The 16816-nt window shown below is 70.5% G+C and carries 12 protein-coding genes and 2 pseudogenes; 10 read left to right on the top strand and 4 right to left on the bottom strand.

What is annotated here, in order from left to right:
* The first annotated feature begins 125 nt into the window (after positions 1 to 125).
* The 5 genes from PKO50_RS16120 to PKO50_RS16140 are packed head-to-tail and all read left to right on the top strand — an operon-like array spanning position 126 to position 4457.
* The gene (locus tag PKO50_RS16120) at positions 126 to 1532 is read left to right on the top strand and encodes an ABC transporter substrate-binding protein (protein WP_275630305.1); all 1407 of its coding nucleotides are present in this window, start codon (positions 126 to 128) and stop codon (positions 1530 to 1532) included.
* Between the two features lie 48 nt (positions 1533 to 1580).
* The gene (locus PKO50_RS16125; protein WP_275630306.1) at positions 1581 to 2369 is read left to right on the top strand and encodes an ABC transporter permease; all 789 of its coding nucleotides are present in this window, start codon (positions 1581 to 1583) and stop codon (positions 2367 to 2369) included.
* Positions 2366 to 3220, top strand: coding sequence for an ABC transporter ATP-binding protein (locus PKO50_RS16130; protein ID WP_275630307.1), 855 nt, complete (start codon positions 2366 to 2368; stop codon positions 3218 to 3220). The genes PKO50_RS16125 and PKO50_RS16130 overlap by 4 nt, the downstream gene beginning before the upstream one ends.
* A complete protein-coding gene (locus tag PKO50_RS16135; protein WP_275630308.1) occupies positions 3217 to 4182 on the top strand; it encodes a HEAT repeat domain-containing protein in 966 nt (321 codons plus the stop codon). Before PKO50_RS16130 ends, PKO50_RS16135 begins: the two co-directional genes overlap by 4 nt.
* The gene (locus PKO50_RS16140; RefSeq protein ID WP_109934830.1) at positions 4179 to 4457 is read left to right on the top strand and encodes a gamma-butyrobetaine hydroxylase-like domain-containing protein; all 279 of its coding nucleotides are present in this window, start codon (positions 4179 to 4181) and stop codon (positions 4455 to 4457) included. The genes PKO50_RS16135 and PKO50_RS16140 overlap by 4 nt, the downstream gene beginning before the upstream one ends.
* A 4-nt stretch (positions 4458 to 4461) precedes the next feature.
* On the opposite strand, the gene PKO50_RS16145 is transcribed toward PKO50_RS16140, so the two are convergent.
* The gene (locus PKO50_RS16145) at positions 4462 to 6078 is read right to left on the bottom strand and encodes an alkaline phosphatase family protein (protein WP_275630309.1); all 1617 of its coding nucleotides are present in this window, start codon (positions 6076 to 6078) and stop codon (positions 4462 to 4464) included.
* A 423-nt stretch (positions 6079 to 6501) separates the two neighbouring features.
* A pseudogene (locus PKO50_RS16150) lies at positions 6502 to 7406 on the bottom strand (LysR family transcriptional regulator).
* A gap of 180 nt (positions 7407 to 7586) precedes the next feature.
* Here PKO50_RS16150 and PKO50_RS16155 point away from each other — a divergent pair.
* Both PKO50_RS16155 and PKO50_RS16160 read left to right on the top strand, forming a co-directional pair.
* Entirely contained in the window at positions 7587 to 9941 is a 2355-nt protein-coding gene (locus PKO50_RS16155) for a TonB-dependent receptor (protein WP_109934833.1), read from the top strand.
* A 20-nt stretch (positions 9942 to 9961) separates the two neighbouring features.
* Positions 9962 to 11307 (top strand): annotated as a pseudogene (locus PKO50_RS16160) (aryl-sulfate sulfotransferase).
* Positions 11308 to 11675: 368 nt separating this feature from the next.
* Here PKO50_RS16160 and PKO50_RS16165 read toward each other — a convergent pair.
* Positions 11676 to 12467, bottom strand: coding sequence for a helix-turn-helix transcriptional regulator (locus PKO50_RS16165; RefSeq protein ID WP_109934835.1), 792 nt, complete (start codon positions 12465 to 12467; stop codon positions 11676 to 11678).
* Positions 12468 to 12561: 94 nt separating this feature from the next.
* On the opposite strand from PKO50_RS16165, the gene PKO50_RS16170 reads away from it, so the two are divergent.
* Positions 12562 to 13449, top strand: coding sequence for a DMT family transporter (locus PKO50_RS16170; RefSeq protein WP_109934836.1), 888 nt, complete (start codon positions 12562 to 12564; stop codon positions 13447 to 13449).
* A 204-nt stretch (positions 13450 to 13653) separates the two neighbouring features.
* Here PKO50_RS16170 and PKO50_RS16175 read toward each other — a convergent pair whose 3' ends face one another.
* Positions 13654 to 14700: a nitronate monooxygenase gene (locus PKO50_RS16175; RefSeq protein ID WP_275630310.1), complete on the bottom strand. Its 1047-nt coding sequence runs from the start codon at positions 14698 to 14700 to the stop codon at positions 13654 to 13656.
* Positions 14701 to 14789: 89 nt separating this feature from the next.
* Between PKO50_RS16175 and PKO50_RS16180 the strand changes: the two genes are divergently transcribed.
* Positions 14790 to 15668, top strand: a complete 879-nt coding sequence (locus tag PKO50_RS16180; protein WP_275630311.1) for a LysR family transcriptional regulator — start codon at positions 14790 to 14792, stop codon at positions 15666 to 15668.
* On the top strand, positions 15665 to 16813 hold the full coding sequence (locus PKO50_RS16185) for a YbfB/YjiJ family MFS transporter (protein ID WP_275630312.1): 1149 nt from the start codon (positions 15665 to 15667) through the stop codon (positions 16811 to 16813). The genes PKO50_RS16180 and PKO50_RS16185 overlap by 4 nt, the downstream gene beginning before the upstream one ends.
* Positions 16814 to 16816: the final 3 nt, after the last annotated feature.

The raw sequence follows: 16816 nt of genomic DNA on the forward strand, positions 1-16816 counted from the left end.
GCGCGCTCCTACACCCACAACGACAACCGGACACGCCACCGGACGCCTGATGCACCGCCCCTCGTTTCCCACCGCACACCGGCGGCGGAGACGATTCCAACACTGATGATTCGAGGGGAACACCCATGACCTTGCGCACTACCCTGGCCGGCCTCGCGCTGGCCATCGCCAGCCTTTCGGCACATGCCGAGACCATCCGCGTCGCCATCGGCACCCAGGACACCACCATCAACTGCGCCGCCGGCGGCCTGCTGGTCCGCGAGCTGAACCTGCTGCCCAAGTACCTGCCCCACGACGGCAAGTACAAGGACGCGCAGTACGACATCCAGTGGAAGAACTTCACCAGCGGCGCGCCGCTGACCAACGAGATGGTCGCCGGCAAGCTGGACTTCGGCGCCATGGCCGACTTCCCCGGCTCGCTCAACGGCGTGGCCTTTGAAGCCGCCGGCAAGCGCAGCCTGTTCATCAGCGTGCTCTCCGGCAGCATCGAGGGCAGCGGCAACGGCATCGTGGTGCCGGCCTCGTCCAAGGTGCAGTCGCTGGCCGAACTCAAGGGCCAGACCATTTCCGTGCCCTTCGCCTCCACCGCCCACGGCCTGCTGCTGCGCGCCATCGCCGCCCAGGGCTGGGACCCGGACAAGGACGTGACCATCATCGCGCAGCCGCCGGAGGTCGCCGGTTCCGCGCTGCAGGCCGGGAAGATCGCCGCCCACGCCGACTTCGTGCCCTTCGCCGAGCTGTTCGAGAGCCGCGGCATCGCCCGCAAGATCTACGACGGCTCCCAGGCCAAGGCGCCGACCTTCCACGGCGCGCTGGTGGCAGCCGACTACGCCCAGCAGTACCCGGAGATCGTCGAGGCCTACCTGCGCGCCACCTACGAGGCCAACCAGTTGCTGGCCGCGGAACCGGAGAAGTACAGCGAACTGATCGAGAAGGTCGCCGGCATCCCCGCCGAGGTGAACTACCTGTTCCACGGCCCGCTCGGCCTGCAGACCCGCGACCTGACCTGGAAGCCGGAGTACCGCCAGGCCGTGGCCACCGCCATCGACACCCTGAAGCTGCTGAAGAAGGCCGACCGCGGTTTGAACGTCGAGCAGTTCGTCGACGACCGCTACATCCGCGCCGCCTTCAAGGCCGCCGGCGCCGACTACGACGCCGCGCTGAAGAACTACGCCCAGCAGCCGCTGACCGCGAAGGACGCGCTGACCGGCAAGGCCATCGACGACGCGCGCCACGTCGCGCAGATCTGGGTGCGCGGCGAGCCCAGGGTGCGCAGCTACGCCTCGGCGCAGGAGGCCCTGGGTGAGCTGGCCAAGCTCAAGCAGCAGGGCAAGGAAGTCCGCGCGGTGTACGCCCAGGCCAGCGACAGCGGCATCAAGCTGCTGGCCAGCCAGGCCTGGTTCGTCCTGGGCAAGGACGGCGCGCTGAACGCCTTCCTGCTCAAGGAACAGGCCGAACGCTACGCGCAGAGCAACGGTGGCGAAGTGCGCGACTTCGCCGGCGCCAGCCAGCAAGCCGTGGCCAGCCGCTGACGTCCCCGCCCGGCGCCGCGCGCGCCGGGCCCTTGCGGAGCCTCGAAGATGAACCTGAACAACCTGACCCGCTGGAGCCTGCGCCTGGCCTCGCTGCTGCTCTGCGTGGCGCTCTGGCAGCTGGCCAGCGCGCGCCACCTGAACCTCGGCATCGTCACCTTCGCCAACGTCCCCGGCCCGCGCGAGGTGCTCGACGCGGCCTGGCAACTGGCGCAGTCCAGCAAGCTCGGCCGGCACCTGGGCAGCAGCCTGGCGCGGGTGCTGGCCGGCTACCTGCTGGCGGCCGTCGCCGGCGTGCTCCTCGGCCTGGCCATCGGCCGTGGCCGCTGGGCCCGCGACAGCCTGCTGCCGCCGCTGGAAGTGCTGCGGCCGATCCCGGCGGTGGCGTGGATCCCGCTGGCGATCCTGATGTTCCCCAGCTCCGAGCTGTCGATGATCTTCATCACCTTCACCGGCGCGCTGTTCCCGATCCTGCTCAACACCATCCACGGCGTCGAGGCGGTGGACCCGCGCCTGCTCGCCTCGGCCCGCAGCCTCGGCGCCGGGCGCCTGGCGCTGCTGCGCGAGGTGGTGCTGCCCGGCGCCCTGCCGAGCATAGTCACGGGCCTTGCCATCGGCATGGGCACCTCCTGGTTCTGCCTGGTGACCGCCGAGATGATCTCCGGGCAATGGGGCATCGGCTACTACACCTGGGAGTCCTACACCTTGCAGAACTACCCCGACATCGTCGTCGGCATGCTGCTCATCGGCGTGCTCGGCATGGCCAGCAGCCTGCTGGTGCGCCAGCTCGGCGCCCTGGCCACGCCCTGGCAGCGCCAGGCCGGAGGCAAGCCATGAGCCTGCCGGAGAACCTCCCCGCCGGGCACGTGCGCGTCGACAACCTGTCGATCCACCTGGGCAGCGGCCGCGATGCCTTCGAGGCGGTGCACTCCCTCGGTTTCTGCATCGAGCCCGGCGAATTCGTCTGCGTGCTCGGCCCCTCCGGCTGCGGCAAGTCCACCCTGCTCGGCGCCCTGGCCGGGCACCTGCGCCCCAGCGGCGGCAGCCTGGAAGTCGACGGCCAGCCGGTGAACGGCCCCTCGCCGCAGCGCGGCATGGTGTTCCAGCACCACACCCTGCTGCCCTGGCGGCGGGTGCGCGACAACGTCGCCTTCGGCCTGAAGATGCGCGGCGTGCCCCGCGCCGAACGCCACGCGCGGGCCGAGGAAATGCTCCAGCTGGTCGGCCTGGAAGGCTTCGCCCAGCGCTGGCCGTCGCAGCTTTCCGGCGGCATGCAGCAGCGGGTGGAGATCGCCCGGGTGCTGATCAACCAGCCGCGCCTGCTGCTGATGGACGAACCCTTCGGCGCCCTCGACGCGCAGACGCGGATGATGATGCAGGAGCTGCTGCTGGACATCTGGACGCGCCTGCGCACCAGCGTGCTGTTCATCACCCACGACATCGACGAGGCGCTGTTCCTCGCCGACCGCATCCTGGTCATGAGCCCGCGCCCGGGGCGCATCCTCGAGGAAATCCGCCTGGACTTCCCGCGCCCGCGCCACGCCGAGCTGCTGACTAGCGCCGAGTTCGCCCGCCTCAAACGCCACTGCCTGGAACTGCTGCGCCACGAGGACGGCCGCCAGCTGCCGCGCCTGACGCCCCTGGGCCTGCCGATCAACGAACAGACAAGACCGCGATTCGCCATATGACTGACTTGATGACCGACAACCCCGACATCCTCGACCTGCAACCGCGCCTGCAGCACGCCGACCCCGGCGTGCGCCGCATCGCGCTCATCGACCTGGCCGACCTGGAGGAGCCCGAGGCCCTGCCCTGGCTGGCCCGGGCACTGACCGCCGACCCGGCCGCCGCCGTGCGCGCCGAAGCCGCGCGGCTGTTGGAAGCCTGGGAGGAACCCGAAGTGGTCCAGGCCCTGTGCCAGGCCCTGGCCGACAGCGACGAAAGCGTGCGCGAAGCCGCCGCGCAAAGCCTCAGCGAACTCAAGACCGCCGAGGCCGGGCGCCTGCTGATGCCCTGGGCGCAGCACGCCGACACCTTCGTCCGCCGCAGCGCCCTGCGCGCCCTGCGTGAACTGCGCCTGGACGAAAGCGTGGCGCCGGCCCTGGCCGCGCTGGACGATGCCGACGCCGGCGTGCGCCGCGAGGCGGTGGGCATCCTCGGCTGGCTCAAGCGCATCGAGGCCCTGCCGCGCCTGGCCGCCCTGGCCAGCGACGATGCCGACAGCGAAGTGCGCCGCGCCGCCGCCGGCGCCCTCGGCCTGGCCAGCGACGCCAGCGTGCTGCCGGCCCTGCGCGCCGCGCTGAACGACAAGGCCTGGAAGGTCCGCGAGGAAGCCGCCGGCACCCTCGGCAAGCTGGGCCTGCAGGAAGCCGGCGAAGCCTTGCTGCAGGCGCTGCAGGACGACTTCTGGCAGGTCCGCCTGCGCGCCGCCCGCGCCCTCGGCAACCTGCGCTACCAGGCCGCCCGCGAGGCGCTGCAGGCATTGCTCGGCCACGCCATCAGCAACCTGCGCAAGGAAGCCGCGCTGGCCCTCGGCGAACTCGGCGACATCCGCGCCCTGCCCGCCCTGCAAGCGGCCCAGGCCGATGGCGACCCGGAAGTGCGCAAGGCCGTGCGCATCGCCCTCACCCAGTTGGGCGCGCCGGCATGAACGCGCCCCGTGCCCTGCACCGCTCCAGCGCCGGGCGCGAGCTGCGCATCGACTGGGGCGACGGCGAGGTGCAGCACATCGCCTTCGCCCGCCTGCGCGGCGCCTGCCCCTGCTCGCAGTGCCGCGCGGCGCGCCTGCAGGGGCGCATCGCGCTGGTCGGCGCCGAGGTCGGGCTGAGCGCCGTCAACCCGCAGGGCTACGGCGTGCAGCTGGTGTTCGACGACGGCCACGAGCGCGGCATCTACCCCTGGAGCTACCTGCGCCAGCTGGGCTGAACCGCTACCACTCGCCGATGCGCACCAGCTTGCCGCCTTCCGGCTCGCCGTAGCGGAAGGCCTGGCCGCGCAGGTCGATCTCCTCGTTGCTGATGGTGGTGCGCCGCTTCAGGCCGCGCAGCCACTGGAACAGGTAGGCCTGGTGCTGCTCGCGGACGTCCGCATGGGCCGGGTCGGCGCCCAGGTCGCGCAGTTCGCCCGGGTCCGCCTGCAGGTCGAACAACTGCGGGCGGAAGCCGTCGTAGGCCAGGTACTTCCAGCGCTCGCTGCGCACCATGTACATGCGGCAGGCGTCGATGGGCCGGCCCAGGCGCTCGCGGGCCGGGGCCTGGAAGGCGTAGTCGTATTCGGCGATGGCGTATTCGCGCCAGTTCGCCGGCCTGTGGCCATGCAGCAGCGGCAGCAGCGAGCGGCCCTCGACGCGGTGCGCCGCGCCCGGCACGGCGAAGGCGTCGAGCAGGGTCGGCAGCACGTCGATGGACTGCACCAGCGCCTGCTCCACCGTGCCCCGCGTGCCATCGGCGGCGGCGCGCGGGTCGCGAACCAGCAGCGGCACGCCCACCGCCGGCTCCAGCAGGAACTCCTTCTCGCCCAGGCCGTGGTCGCCCAGGTAGTCGCCGTGGTCGCTGGTGAAGACGATCAGGGTGTCGTCCCAGCGGCCGCTGCCCTGCATGTGGTCGAACAGCCGGCCGAGCTGGTCGTCGATCTGCCTGATGAGTCCCATGTAGGTGGGGATCACGGTGTTGCGTACGTCCTCGCGGGAGAAGTTCAGGCTCTCCTGGTGCTGCTGGAAGGCCTGGTACACCGGGTGCCGGCTCTCCTCGCCCGGCGCCGCGCGCAGTACCGGCTGCACATGCTCGGGGCCGTACAGCGCGTGGTAGGGCGCAGGCGCGATATAGGGCCAGTGCGGCTTGATGTAGGACAGGTGCAGGCACCAGGGCCGCTCGCCCTGCTCGCGCATGAAGTCGATGGCGCGGCCGGTGGTGTAGACGGTCTCGCTGTGCTGCTCCGGCAGGCGCGTGGGCAGCCCGGCGTTGCGCATCTGCCAGCCGCTGAGCAGCTCGCCGTTGGCGCCCTCGGCGGCGTTGGCCCAGTCGTGCCAAGGGTTGTCGCCGGTATAGCCGAGGCTGCGCAGGTAGTGGGTGTAGGGCGCGCTTTCACGCTTGTCGGCGAACAGTTCGCCGTCGGGGTAGATGCCGTCGTTGCGATCGTAGGGCTCGAAGCCGGCCTCGGCCAGTTGCAGGCCACGCTCGCTCTGCGGGTCCACGCCCAGCGCCTGCATGCCTTCGAGGTTGGCGGTGGCGTGGGTCTTGCCCACCAGCGCGGTGCGGATGCCGGCCGGGCGCAGGTAGTCGCCCAGGGTCAGCTCCTCCAGCGGCAGCGGCACGGCGTTCCAGCTCACCTGGTGGCTGCTGACGTAGCGCCCGGTGTAGGAGGACATCCGCGAAGGCCCGCAGATGGTGCCCTGGGTGTAGGCCCGGGCGAAGCGCACGCCCTCGGCGGCCAGGCGGTCGATGTTCGGCGTGTGCAGGTGCGGGTGGCCGTAGCAGGACAGGTAATCGCGACGCAGCTGGTCGCACATGATGTAGAGGACGTTGCGGATGGGCTGGGGCTGGCTCATGGGGCGTTCGGCATGACGGATGGAGCCACCATTTCGCCGGCTGCCGGGCCGGGTGACAAACGCATTTGCAGCAAGATTTGCATGCAGGGAATGCAATGGGGTGGTGGTGTGGGAGCGAGCTTGCTCGCGAACAGAGTTCACCGGCGGTTATGGCGTATTGGTTTTACTCCGCTCCCTCTCCCCAGCCCTCTCCCTGAAGGGAGAGGGGGCTAGATCGTGCCGAGAAAAGTGATGGTTTCAGCCGGGTACTCGGTACAAGCCGGCTAACGCCGAAACATCAGCGCACTCCGAACAGTCCCCTCTCCCTTCAGGGCGGGGCGCGCAGCCGAGGGTTAGGGAGAGGGCGTTCTCAACCCCAGCACCCACAACTCCCGGTGAACTCTGTTCGCGAGCAAGCTCGCTCCTACGCAAAGACGAAAACCCCTACACCGTCTCCTCGTCGATCCGCTGCAGCTCCCCGATCATCGCCTCGGCCAGCGGCGACAGGCTGTAGCCCGCGCGGTACACGATGCCGTAGCGCGTATGCAGCTCCTCCAGGTCCTCCGGCAGCTCCGCCACCGTCAGCGCCACCAGCGGCTCCCCGGCGCCCTGGCCCAGGCCGCTGGCGATGCCGATGGCGTTGGAGGCCAGCACCACGGCGTTCAGGCCATGGCCGTTCTCGCACTCGATGTCCGGGCGGAAGTCCGGGCGGCCGCTGAGGTCCACCAGCACCTTGCGCAGGTTCGGCGGGCTGAGGTTGGTGGCGATGGGATAGCTGAGCAGTTCCGCCGCGCTCACCATGCCGCGGCCGGCCAGGGGTGGCCGGGGCGGCAGCAGAAGTGCCACTTGCGCGGTTTCAGGCGCAGGGTGCGGTACTCGGGGTTGGCCTCGAAATGGCGGGTGTCGGCGACGAAGAACTCGAAGTCCTCGCCCTGCAGGCGCTTGCCCAGCACCTGCCAGTGCTCCACCTGGAAGACCACCCGCGCCTTGGGGTAGCGGCCGTTGAACGCGGCTATGGCCCGCGGCACCAGCCAGGCCGCCGGTGCCGGCCCCGCGCCGAAGCGCAGCTCGCCCGCCTCCAGGCCGTTGAACAGGGCGATCTCGTTGGCCAGCTTGTGCGCGCCGCTGACCAGCCGGCGCGCGTGCTCCAGCACGATCAGGCCCTGCTTGGTGGGGTTGAGTTCCTTGCTCGCGCGGTCCACCAGGCGGCAGCCGGCGCTGTGCTCCAGGGCCTGGATGCTGCGGCTGAAGGCCGATTGCGACAGGCACACGGCGTCGGCCGCGGCGACGAAGCTGCGGTGCTCGGCAAGGGCGATGAAGTGGCGGAGCTGGCGAAGGTCTATATGCATTTTCTACATAAAAAATATTGGGCAAATGCAATTGTCCGAAGGTGGACGGCCTTCTTATAAAGGCAATCTCTTATTCCGTAAATAAATCGAAATACATAAATAAAGATCGATACGGAATAAAAAGATTGCAGGCCGACGAGCCGGTCCTGCGCGACACGACCTCTTCTCCAGGACCATCCCATGCACCACCGAGATTCCGCGCCCCGCTTCCGCCGCCGGCTGTTGCCGCTGTCCATCCTGCTGGCCTCCGGCGGCCTGGCCATGGGCGCCTTGCACGCCGAGGAAGCCACCCCGCAGGACGCCGCCACCCAAGCCCAGGCCCAGGGCGAAGCCAGCACCCTGGGCACCGTCACCGTGACCTCGCGGCGCCGCGAAGAGAACTCCCAGGACGTGCCCACCGCCATGAGCGTGCTCGGCGGCGAGACCCTGGAAAGCCAGCGCATCTACCGCGTGCAGGACCTGCAGCAGCTGGTGCCCAGCACCAACGTCGCCTACGTCCACGCGCGGCAGTCCAGCGTGTCCATCCGCGGCCTGGGCAACAACCCGGCCAGCGACGGCCTGGAAGGCAGCGTCGGCCTGTACCTGGACAACGTCTACCTGGGCCGCCCCGGCATGGCCTCCTTCGACCTGCTGGACATCGAGCAGCTGGAGGTGCTGCGCGGGCCCCAGGGCACGCTGTTCGGCAAGAACACCACCGCCGGGGTGATCAACATCTCCACCCGCCTGCCCAGCTTCACCCCCGAGCGCAGCGTCGAGGTGTCCGGCGGCGAGGACGGCTACTTCCAGGGCAAGGCCACGGTTTCCGGGCCGCTCACCGACGAGCTGGCCGGGCGCTTCTCGGCCTACCGCACCCGCGACGACGGCTACGTGAAGAACGTCTTCGACGGCAACACCCTCAACGGCGGCGCCCGCCAGGGCTTCCGCGGCCAGCTGCTGTACAAGCCCGACGAGGACTTCAGCCTGCGCTGGATCGGCGACTACAACGAGGAGAACTCCAGCAACGGCATCCTCACCCTGTTCAGCACCGGGCCGACCATCAATGGCGTCAACCGCTACGAGCAGCGCGCCCGCGCCGCCGGCGCCAGCCTGGTGTACGGCGACGACCGCAAGGTCAACTTCGACGCCGCCCAGCGCGTCACCGTGTTCCAGGGCGGCACTTCGCTTGAGGCCAACTGGAAGCTGGCCAACGACTTCACCCTGACCTCCATCAGCGCCTACCGCTGGTGGGACTTCACCCCGCGCAACGACGACGGCCTGAACGTGGCCGCGGCCTACAACGCCGGCGTCTCGGTGCGCGACAAGCAGTGGTCGCAGGAGCTGCGCCTGGCCTCGCCCACCGGCGGCTTCTTCGACTACGTGCTGGGCGCCTACTACTTCGGCCAGGACCTGGACAACCACTCCTTCAACCTCTACGGCCCGCAGGCGGACATCTGGAACGGCACCGCCACGGGCGCGCTGGCCAACGTCACCAGCCTGGGCGACGGCCACATCGACACCGACAGCTACGCGCTGTTCGCCCAGGGCACCTGGCACCTGACCGACCGCCTGGACTTCACCGCCGGCCTGCGCGGCACCTACGAGGAGAAATCCGCCTCGGTCGGCCGCGATGCGCCACTCGGCGGGGCCACCGTCAGCGGCGCCGCCCTGGCTGCGCGCAATGGCCGGGCCGGCGCCTACGATTCCGGCGACCTTTCGGTGTACAGCTTCTCGCCCTCGGGCCTGCTCAGCCTGAACTACCACTTCACGGACAATCTGATGGGCTACGCCTCGCTGTCCCACGGCGAGAAGTCCGGCGGGGTGAACCTGACCGTGGCCAGCGCCCCCACCGCCGGCGCCGACTCCCTGCTGGTGGGCAGCGAGCGGGCCAACGACGCCGAGCTCGGGATCAAGAGCACGCTGTTCGACCATCGCCTGATCCTCAACGCCAACCTGTTCGCCACCGTGGTCCACGGCTACCAGGCCAACGCCTACGACGAGGCCACCCGCACCTCCTACCTGACCAACGCCGGCGACGTGCGCTCGCGCGGGGTGGAGTTCGAGGCCACCGCCCTGCCCGTCCGCGGGCTGACGCTGAACCTCAACGGCTCCTACAACGACGTGCGCTACCTGTCGTACAAGAACGCCCCCTGCCCGCCGGAAGTCGGCTTCCAGGCCGGCGCGCCGGCCTCCTGCGACCTCAGCGGCCACCAGGTGGTGGGCGCCTCCAAGTACATCTTCAACGCCAACGGCGAATACAAGTGGCGCCTGGAAGACAACCTGGAGCCCTACGTCACCGCCAGCTACGCCTTCCGCTCCAAGGCGGTGGGCACCATCGACGACTCCGACTACGGGCAGATCCCCAGCTACGCCATCGTCAACACCGCACTGGGCCTGCGCGGCGACTACGGCGACGGCCGCTGGGACCTGTCGCTGTGGCTGAAGAACGCCTTCGACAAGACCTACTACACCAGCCTGTGGAACTCGGCCAACGGCGGCTACGCCGGCGTGCTGGGCACCCCGCGCACCCTGGGCGTAACCGCCCGCTATGACTTCTGACCCCCGCTAGGAGCACTGCCATGAAGCACACCCGCGCCACCGCCCTGCTCGCCTTCTCCGCCTCGCTGCTGGCCACCGCCGTCAGCGCCGCCCCCAGCGTGTTCCCCACCGGGGTGACGCGCTACGACCCGCAGAAAGCCTTCAACCAGTACGTGATCTTCAGCGGCGCCGACAACCGGACGCACCTGATCGACATGAACGGCAACGAGGTGAAGCGCTGGGACCGCCCCGGCTTCCCCTCGGCCATCCTCGACCCGAAACTGGCCAATGGCGAGCGCGGCCACGTGCTGCTGCAGACCGCCGACCTGGCCGACCCGGGCAAGCTGTCCTCGGCCGGCAACGGCCTGCGCAACCAGGCCGTGGGCGAGCTGGACTGGGCCGGCAAGACCGTCTGGCAATGGGGCGACCAGGCCCCGGCGGCGCCGCCCGCCAGCACCACGACCTGCGCCGGCTGGCCAACGGCAACACCCTGGTGCTGGCCAACCGCGTGCACGCGGTGAAGGGCTTCGAGGTGCCGGAGGTGATCGACGACGTGATCTACGAGGTCACCCCGCAAGGCAAGGTGGCCTGGAGCTGGACCGCCTCCGAGCACCTGCACGAGTTCGGCTTCAGCGCCGAGCAGCTCAAGCTGGTGCACGGCACCAAGAACCCCGACTACCTGCACATCAACAACCTCGCGCCGCTGGGCCCGAACCGCTGGTACGCCGCCGGCGACAAGCGCTTCGCCCCGGACAACCTGCTGTTCGATTCGCGCAACGCCAACTTCATCGCCATCATCGACAAGGCCAGCGGCAAGGTGGCCTGGCGCCTGGGCCCGAACCTGCCGCCGATCGACCCGCGCAACGCGCAGAAGCTGCCGCGCCCGGTGGACCAGATCAGCGGCCAGCACGACGCCCATCTCATCCCCGAGGGCCTGCCGGGGGCCGGCAACCTGCTGGTGTTCGACAACCAGGGCGACGCCGGCTACCCCTCGGTGCAACGCGGGGTGATCTCCGGCTCGCGGGTGCTGGAGATCGACCCGCTGAAGAACCAGATCGTCTGGCAGTACACCGCGGAAAGCTCGAAGCAGCCGGGCTGGGCCTTCTTCAGCTCGTTCATCAGCAGCGCCCGGCGCCTGCCCAACGGCAACACGCTGATCGACGAGGGGCAGAACGGCCGCTTCTTCCAGGTCACCTCGGCGGGCGAGATCGTCTGGGAATACGTCAGCCCCTACTTCGGCAAGGCGCCGCTGGGCGACGCCATCAGCAACTGGGTGTACCGCGCCTTGCCGGTGGACTACAGCTGGGTGCCCGAAGGCACGCCGCGCGAGGAAAAGGCCGTGCAGGCCGCGGTACCGGGCGCGCCGGCCGTCACCGCGGCGCGCTGAGCCGCGGCGGGAGCCCTGTCGCGATGCCTGAGGATCGGCGCGGCCGGGGGGCATCGCGGACGGAGTCCGCTCCTGCATCCGTGCATCCTGGAACCGTAGGAGCGGACTCCGTCCGCGATTCGGCGGATAACGCCGTAGGCGTTATGCGCCCTACGGGGAGCCCGGGAGCTTCGTGGTTTCGCATCGCACCGGACGGTCCCCTCATCAGCCGGCAAACTCGTAGGGCGAATAACCGTTCGCGGTTATCCGCCGTCGGCCGTGCCACCGGGGCGTCCGGCGTGGCCGGTGAATCCAATCGCGGACGGAGTCCGCTCCTACGACCGTGCCTCCTGGAGCCGTAGGAGGACTCCGTCCGCGATCTGGCGCCTTCACCCCCGGCTCGCCAGGCGGTACTGCTCCGGCGTGGTGCCGGCCTGGCGGCGGAACATGGCGATGAACGCCGAGGCGCTGCTGTAGCCCAGGTCGAAGGCGATCTCCTGCACCCCGCGCCCGGCCTCCAGCGCCTCGATGGCGGCGAGGAAGCGCAGGCGCTGGCGCCATTCGCCGAAGCTCATGCCCAGCTCGCGCTGGCACATGCGCGCCAGGGTGCGCTCGGTACTGTGCACCTGCCTGGCCCAGTCGGCCAGGGCGCGGTTGTCGCCGGGCTCGGCCTGCAGTGCGGCGAGCAGCTCGCCCAGCTGTGCGCTCTGGGCGAACGGCAGGTAGTCCTCGCGGCAGGGCGAGGCCTTCAGCTGGTCCAGCACCACCTGGGCCAGGCGCCGGTCGGCCGCGCTCTCGGGGATGTTCACCCCGCGCGCGGCGAAGTCGTTGAGGATGGCCTTGAGGATGTCGCCGATCTGCAGCGTGCAGGGCGAGGCCGGCAGTTGGCGGGCCAGCTCGGCGCTGACGTACAGCGAGCGGTAGACGATGGCCTCGCGGTTGTAGCAGCCGTGCTCCACGCCCGGCGGCACCCACACCGCGTACTGCGGCGGCGAGAGGAAGCGCTGGCCGCCGACGTCCAGCTGCATCACCCCGTGGGAGGCGTAGTTGAGCTGGCCCCAGGGGTGGCTGTGGGGCGCCGAATGGGTGTCGGCGCCGAACTCGTCGTAGCGGAAGTACAAGGGTGCCGGCAGGGCCTGGTGGTCCGGCAGCGGCAGGGGGATGTATTTCTTCGTGGGCATGTCCGGATGGCGCGGCGAGTTGTCCGGAACGAAGTATAAGCGCCAATCCGGACGGCGGGACAATGGCGCCCGTCCTTCAGAGATGTCCGCTGCAATGACTTATTTCTTCCCGCTCTTCGCCGTGCTCGTCTGGGCCGGCAACACCGTGGTCAACAAGCTCGCCGTGGGCCGCATCGCCCCGGCCGAGATCGGCTTCTTCCGCTGGCTGGTGGTGGCCGTGCTGCTCACGCCCTTCGTGCTGCGCCCGCTGCTGGCGCGGCGCGCCGAGATAGCGCCGCTGCTGCCGAAGATCGTCGTGCTGGGCCTGCTGGGCATGGCCGTGTACCAGAGCCTGGCCTACTACGCCGCGGCGCTGACCAGCGCCACCAACATGGGCATCATCCTCGCGCTGATGCCGCTGATGTCCATGGGCCTGGCCAGCGCCCTGCTCGGCCAGCGGCTCAATGCCGGCGGCGTGCTCGGCTCGCTGCTGTCGCTGCTGGGCGTGCTGCTGGTGATCGCCCATGGCGAACTGGGCAGCCTGCTGCACCAGGGCATCGGCCTGGGCGACGGCATGATGCTGGTGGCCACCCTCGCCTACGGCCTGTACGGCGTGCTGCTGAAGAAATGGCAGGTGCGCCTGCCGGGGCTGCAGCTGCTGTACCTGCAGGTGCTGGTGGCGGTGCTGGCGATGCTGCCGATGTACCTGCTCTCGCCGCACCACGGCCTGGACGCCGGCAACCTGCCGCTGGTGGCCTACGCCGGCCTGCTGGCCTCCATAGTCGCGCCCCTGGCGTGGATGCGCGGCGTGCAGGAGATGGGGCCGAACCGCATGGCGCTGTTCTTCAACCTGCTGCCGCTGGTGACCGCGGCCATCGCCGCGGTGATCCTCGACGAGCGCCTGGGCGTGCACCACCTGTACGGCGGCGCCCTGACCCTGGCCGGGGTGCTTCTTGCCGAACGTTGGCGGCCTCGGCCGGCGGCGGGTCTGGCTGCCGACTGAGGCCTATCGCGGATGAATCCGCTCCTACAGGTGCCTCCCGGAAACCTGTAGGAGCGGGCCCTGCCCGCGATTTCGCGCGCAGGGCGCGCTCCTACACGAGGGTTCGGAGTAGGGACAACTATCTTGCGCGGGGTGCTCTTCGTAGGAGCGAGCTTGCTCGCGAACCAGCCCCGCTGCGGAATCTGTTCGCGAGCAAGCTCGCTCCTACAGGTCGGCCTCCGACACTAACGTGGCCACCAGTTCCGCCGCCGGCAGCTCGCGGGCCAGGGGCGCGCCCTGGCCGGCCCATTGCACGGCGAAGTCGCCGTTGCCCGCGGCCTGGGCCGCGGCGACCAGCGCCTTGGTGGCGTCGTAGACCATGGGGTAGTCCGGCAGCGCCGGGGCGTCGGCGCGCTGCAGGTCGCTGAACAGGCGGTTGGGCAGGCCGCGCGCCGGGCGCCCGGAAATCGCTGCCGTGACTTCGGTGTGCCAGGCCCGCTCGCTGCGCAGCGCCGCGCGGTAGGCGGCGTTGGCCGAGGACTCCGGGCAGGCGACGAAGGCCGTGCCCATCTGCACCGCCTGGGCCCCCAGGTCGAAGGCGGCGCGTATGCCGCGGCCGTCCATGATGCCGCCGGCGGCGATCACCGGGATATTCAGCGCCGGCACCAGGCTGCCGACCAGCGCCAGGGTGCCGATGCGGTCATCGTGTTCGCGGTCGAAGATGCCGCGGTGGCCACCCGCCTCGTAGCCCTGGGCGACCACCGCATGTAGCCCTGCGGCCTCGATGGCGCGGGCCTCCGCCAGGTGGGTGGCGCAGCCCAGCAGGACGATGCCGGCGGCCTTCAGCCGGTCGATCCAGCCCTGTCCGGGCAGGCCGAAGTGGAAGCTGACCACCGCCGGGCGCTCTTCCAGCAGCACCTCCAGCATCTGCGGGTCGTCGACGAAGCTGCGGTAGATCTCCCGCAGCGCCGCCGGCGGCTCGCCGCCCAGCTCCTCGAACAGCGGCCGCAGGTGTTCCAGCCAGGCCGCCTCGCGGGCGGCATCGGCGCGGCCCGGGCGATGGCAGAAGAAGTTGTAGTTCACCGGTCTTGTGCTCAGCGCGCGGACCTGGGCGATCAGCTCGCGGGCCTGGGCCGGGGTGCTGGCGCCCAGGCCGATGGAGCCCAGGGCGCCGGCGTTGGACACCGCGGCGGCCAGCGCCGGGGTGGAAACCCCGACCATGGGCGCCTGGATGATGGGGTGGTCGACGCCGAGCAGTTCGCGAAGGGACATGGCGATGATCTCTTGGGGTGATCGATGGTTGACTTAAAATCTCATACAGAGAATATTCTGCGCAATACATTCTCAAGCAGAGATCACCGATGGACCTTTCCAGCCTGGAAATCTTCCGCTGCGTCGCCGAGGAGCAGAGCGTGACCCGCGCCGCCGCGCGCCTGCAGCGGGTGCAATCGAACGTCACCACGCGCATCCGTCAGCTGGAGGAAGACCTGGGCGTGGCGCTGTTCCTGCGCGACGGCAAGCGCATGGCGTTGACCGACCAGGGCCGCGACTTCCTCGCCTATGCCGGGCAGCTCCTGGCCCTGGCCGCCGAGGCGCGGCAATCGCTGCACCCGCGGGAGGCCAGCGGCAGCCTGCGCCTGGGCAGCATGGAAAGCACCGCCGCCAGCCGCCTGCCCGGGCCACTGGCGAGCTTCCACAAGGCCTGCCCGCAGGTGCAGCTGGAAGTCGGCACCGGCACCAGCCAGGCGTTGGTGGATGGCGTGCTGTCGCGGCGCCTGGATTGCGCGCTGATCGCCCACCCCGATGCCCTGCGCGCCGAACCCGGCTTCGAGGCGGCCCTGGAGCGCGGCCTGCAGGGCGAGGCGGTGTTCCGCGAGGAACTGCTGCTGGCCCTGCCCGGCTGCCACCCGCCGGTGCGCGGGCCCGGCGATGTGAAGGTGCGCAGCCTGGCCGGCTTCGCCCGCGGCTGCACCTACCGGCAGATCGCCGAGGACTGGCTGAACGCCGAGGGGCCGCGCGTGCAGGTGCAGGAGGTGGGTTCCTACCATGCCATCCTCGCCTGCGTCGCCGCCGGTTCCTGCGTCGGCATCCTGCCGCGCTCGCTGCTCGACCTGCAGCGCGAGCCCCCGGCGGTGCAACTGCTGCCGCTGATGACCGTGGACACCCTGCTGGTCTGGCGCGAAGGCTACGCCACCGGCGCCTTCGCGCGCTTCCGCGAAAGCCTGGGGGCCGCCTCATGAGCCCGCGCAGGGAACTCGCGCTGGCGCTGAGCGCCGCGCTCATCCTGGCCATCGGCATGGGCTTCGGCCGCTTCGCCTTCACCGGGCTCTACCCGCTGATGGTCGGCGAAGGCGTGCTGAGCGTGAACGGCGGCTCCCTGGCGGCCTCGGCCAACTACGCCGGCTACCTGCTCGGCGCGCTGGCCCTGGCGCGCAGCCCGGAACGCCTGGCGCCGCTGCTGTGCCGGGTCGCGCTGCTGGGCACCCTGCTGGGGCTGGCGGCCATGGCCGTGCCGGCGCCGGCCTGGTTCGCCATCGGCGTGCGCCTGCTGGCCGGGGTGCTCAGCGCCGTGGCCCTGGTGGGCGCCTCGGTGTGGCTGCTGCACGTGATGCAGCAGCATCGCGGCGCGCCGCTGATGTTCTCCGGCGTGGGCGTGGGCATCCTGCTGTCCGCCGAGCTGATCGCCGGCGGCCATGGCGCGGGCCTGGGCAGCCCGGCGATCTGGCTGCTGCTGGCCGGCGCCGGAGCCGTCCTCGCCCTGCTGGCCTGGCCGGCGCTGGGCCGCCCGGCGGCTGCCAGCACGGTCCACGCCCCGGCACAGGCACCGGCGCTCGCGCCCATGCCGGCGGCGAGCCTGCTGCTGATCTACGGCCTGGCCGGCTTCGGCTACATCATCACCGCCACCTACCTGCCGCTGCTGATGCGCGGCGGCGCGCTGTCGCCGCTACAGGCCTGGGCGGTGTTCGGCCTGGCGGCGGCGCCGTCGTGCTTCTTCTGGCACTGGCTGCACCTGCGCCTGGGCACGCGCCGGGCGCTGGCGGCGAACCTGCTGGTCCAGGCCCTGGGCGTGATCCTGCCGGTGCTGCAGCACAGCGCCCCGGCCTACCTAGCCAGCGCCCTGCTGGTGGGCGGCACCTTCATGGGCACGCCGACCATCGCCCTGCCCACCGCGCGCCTGGCTGCGTCGAAGGTGCGCTTCAACATGCTGGCGGCCATGACCGCGGTGTACGGCGTGGGGCAGATCGTCGGGCCGCTGGCCTCCAGCGCGCTCTACCAGCTGGGCGGAAGCTTCGGCCCGGCGCTGCTGGCGGCCGGCGCCGCCCTGCTGCTGGGGGCGGCCTGCACCTGGCAGCCGGCGCGGGCCGCCGCAAGCTGCCCGCGCTGAGCC

The sequence above is a fragment of the Pseudomonas sp. 273 genome, assembly GCF_029201425.1.
Classification (GTDB): domain Bacteria; phylum Pseudomonadota; class Gammaproteobacteria; order Pseudomonadales; family Pseudomonadaceae; genus Pseudomonas; species Pseudomonas delhiensis.

Bases quoted from the DNA above. Each gene is read 5' to 3' on its own strand.
- PKO50_RS16135 (WP_275630308.1), top strand. From the start codon at position 3,217: ATGACTGACTTGATGACCGACAACCCCGACATCCTCGACCTGCAACCG.
- PKO50_RS16175 (WP_275630310.1), bottom strand. From the start codon at position 14,700: ATGTCCCTTCGCGAACTGCTCGGCGTCGACCACCCCATCATCCAGGCG.
- PKO50_RS16170 (WP_109934836.1), top strand. From the start codon at position 12,562: ATGACTTATTTCTTCCCGCTCTTCGCCGTGCTCGTCTGGGCCGGCAAC.
- PKO50_RS16140 (WP_109934830.1), top strand. From the start codon at position 4,179: ATGAACGCGCCCCGTGCCCTGCACCGCTCCAGCGCCGGGCGCGAGCTG.
- PKO50_RS16120 (WP_275630305.1), top strand. From the start codon at position 126: ATGACCTTGCGCACTACCCTGGCCGGCCTCGCGCTGGCCATCGCCAGC.
- PKO50_RS16145 (WP_275630309.1), bottom strand. From the start codon at position 6,078: ATGAGCCAGCCCCAGCCCATCCGCAACGTCCTCTACATCATGTGCGAC.
- PKO50_RS16155 (WP_109934833.1), top strand. From the start codon at position 7,587: ATGCACCACCGAGATTCCGCGCCCCGCTTCCGCCGCCGGCTGTTGCCG.
- PKO50_RS16185 (WP_275630312.1), top strand. From the start codon at position 15,665: ATGAGCCCGCGCAGGGAACTCGCGCTGGCGCTGAGCGCCGCGCTCATC.
- PKO50_RS16125 (WP_275630306.1), top strand. From the start codon at position 1,581: ATGAACCTGAACAACCTGACCCGCTGGAGCCTGCGCCTGGCCTCGCTG.
- PKO50_RS16165 (WP_109934835.1), bottom strand. From the start codon at position 12,467: ATGCCCACGAAGAAATACATCCCCCTGCCGCTGCCGGACCACCAGGCC.
- PKO50_RS16180 (WP_275630311.1), top strand. From the start codon at position 14,790: ATGGACCTTTCCAGCCTGGAAATCTTCCGCTGCGTCGCCGAGGAGCAG.
- PKO50_RS16130 (WP_275630307.1), top strand. From the start codon at position 2,366: ATGAGCCTGCCGGAGAACCTCCCCGCCGGGCACGTGCGCGTCGACAAC.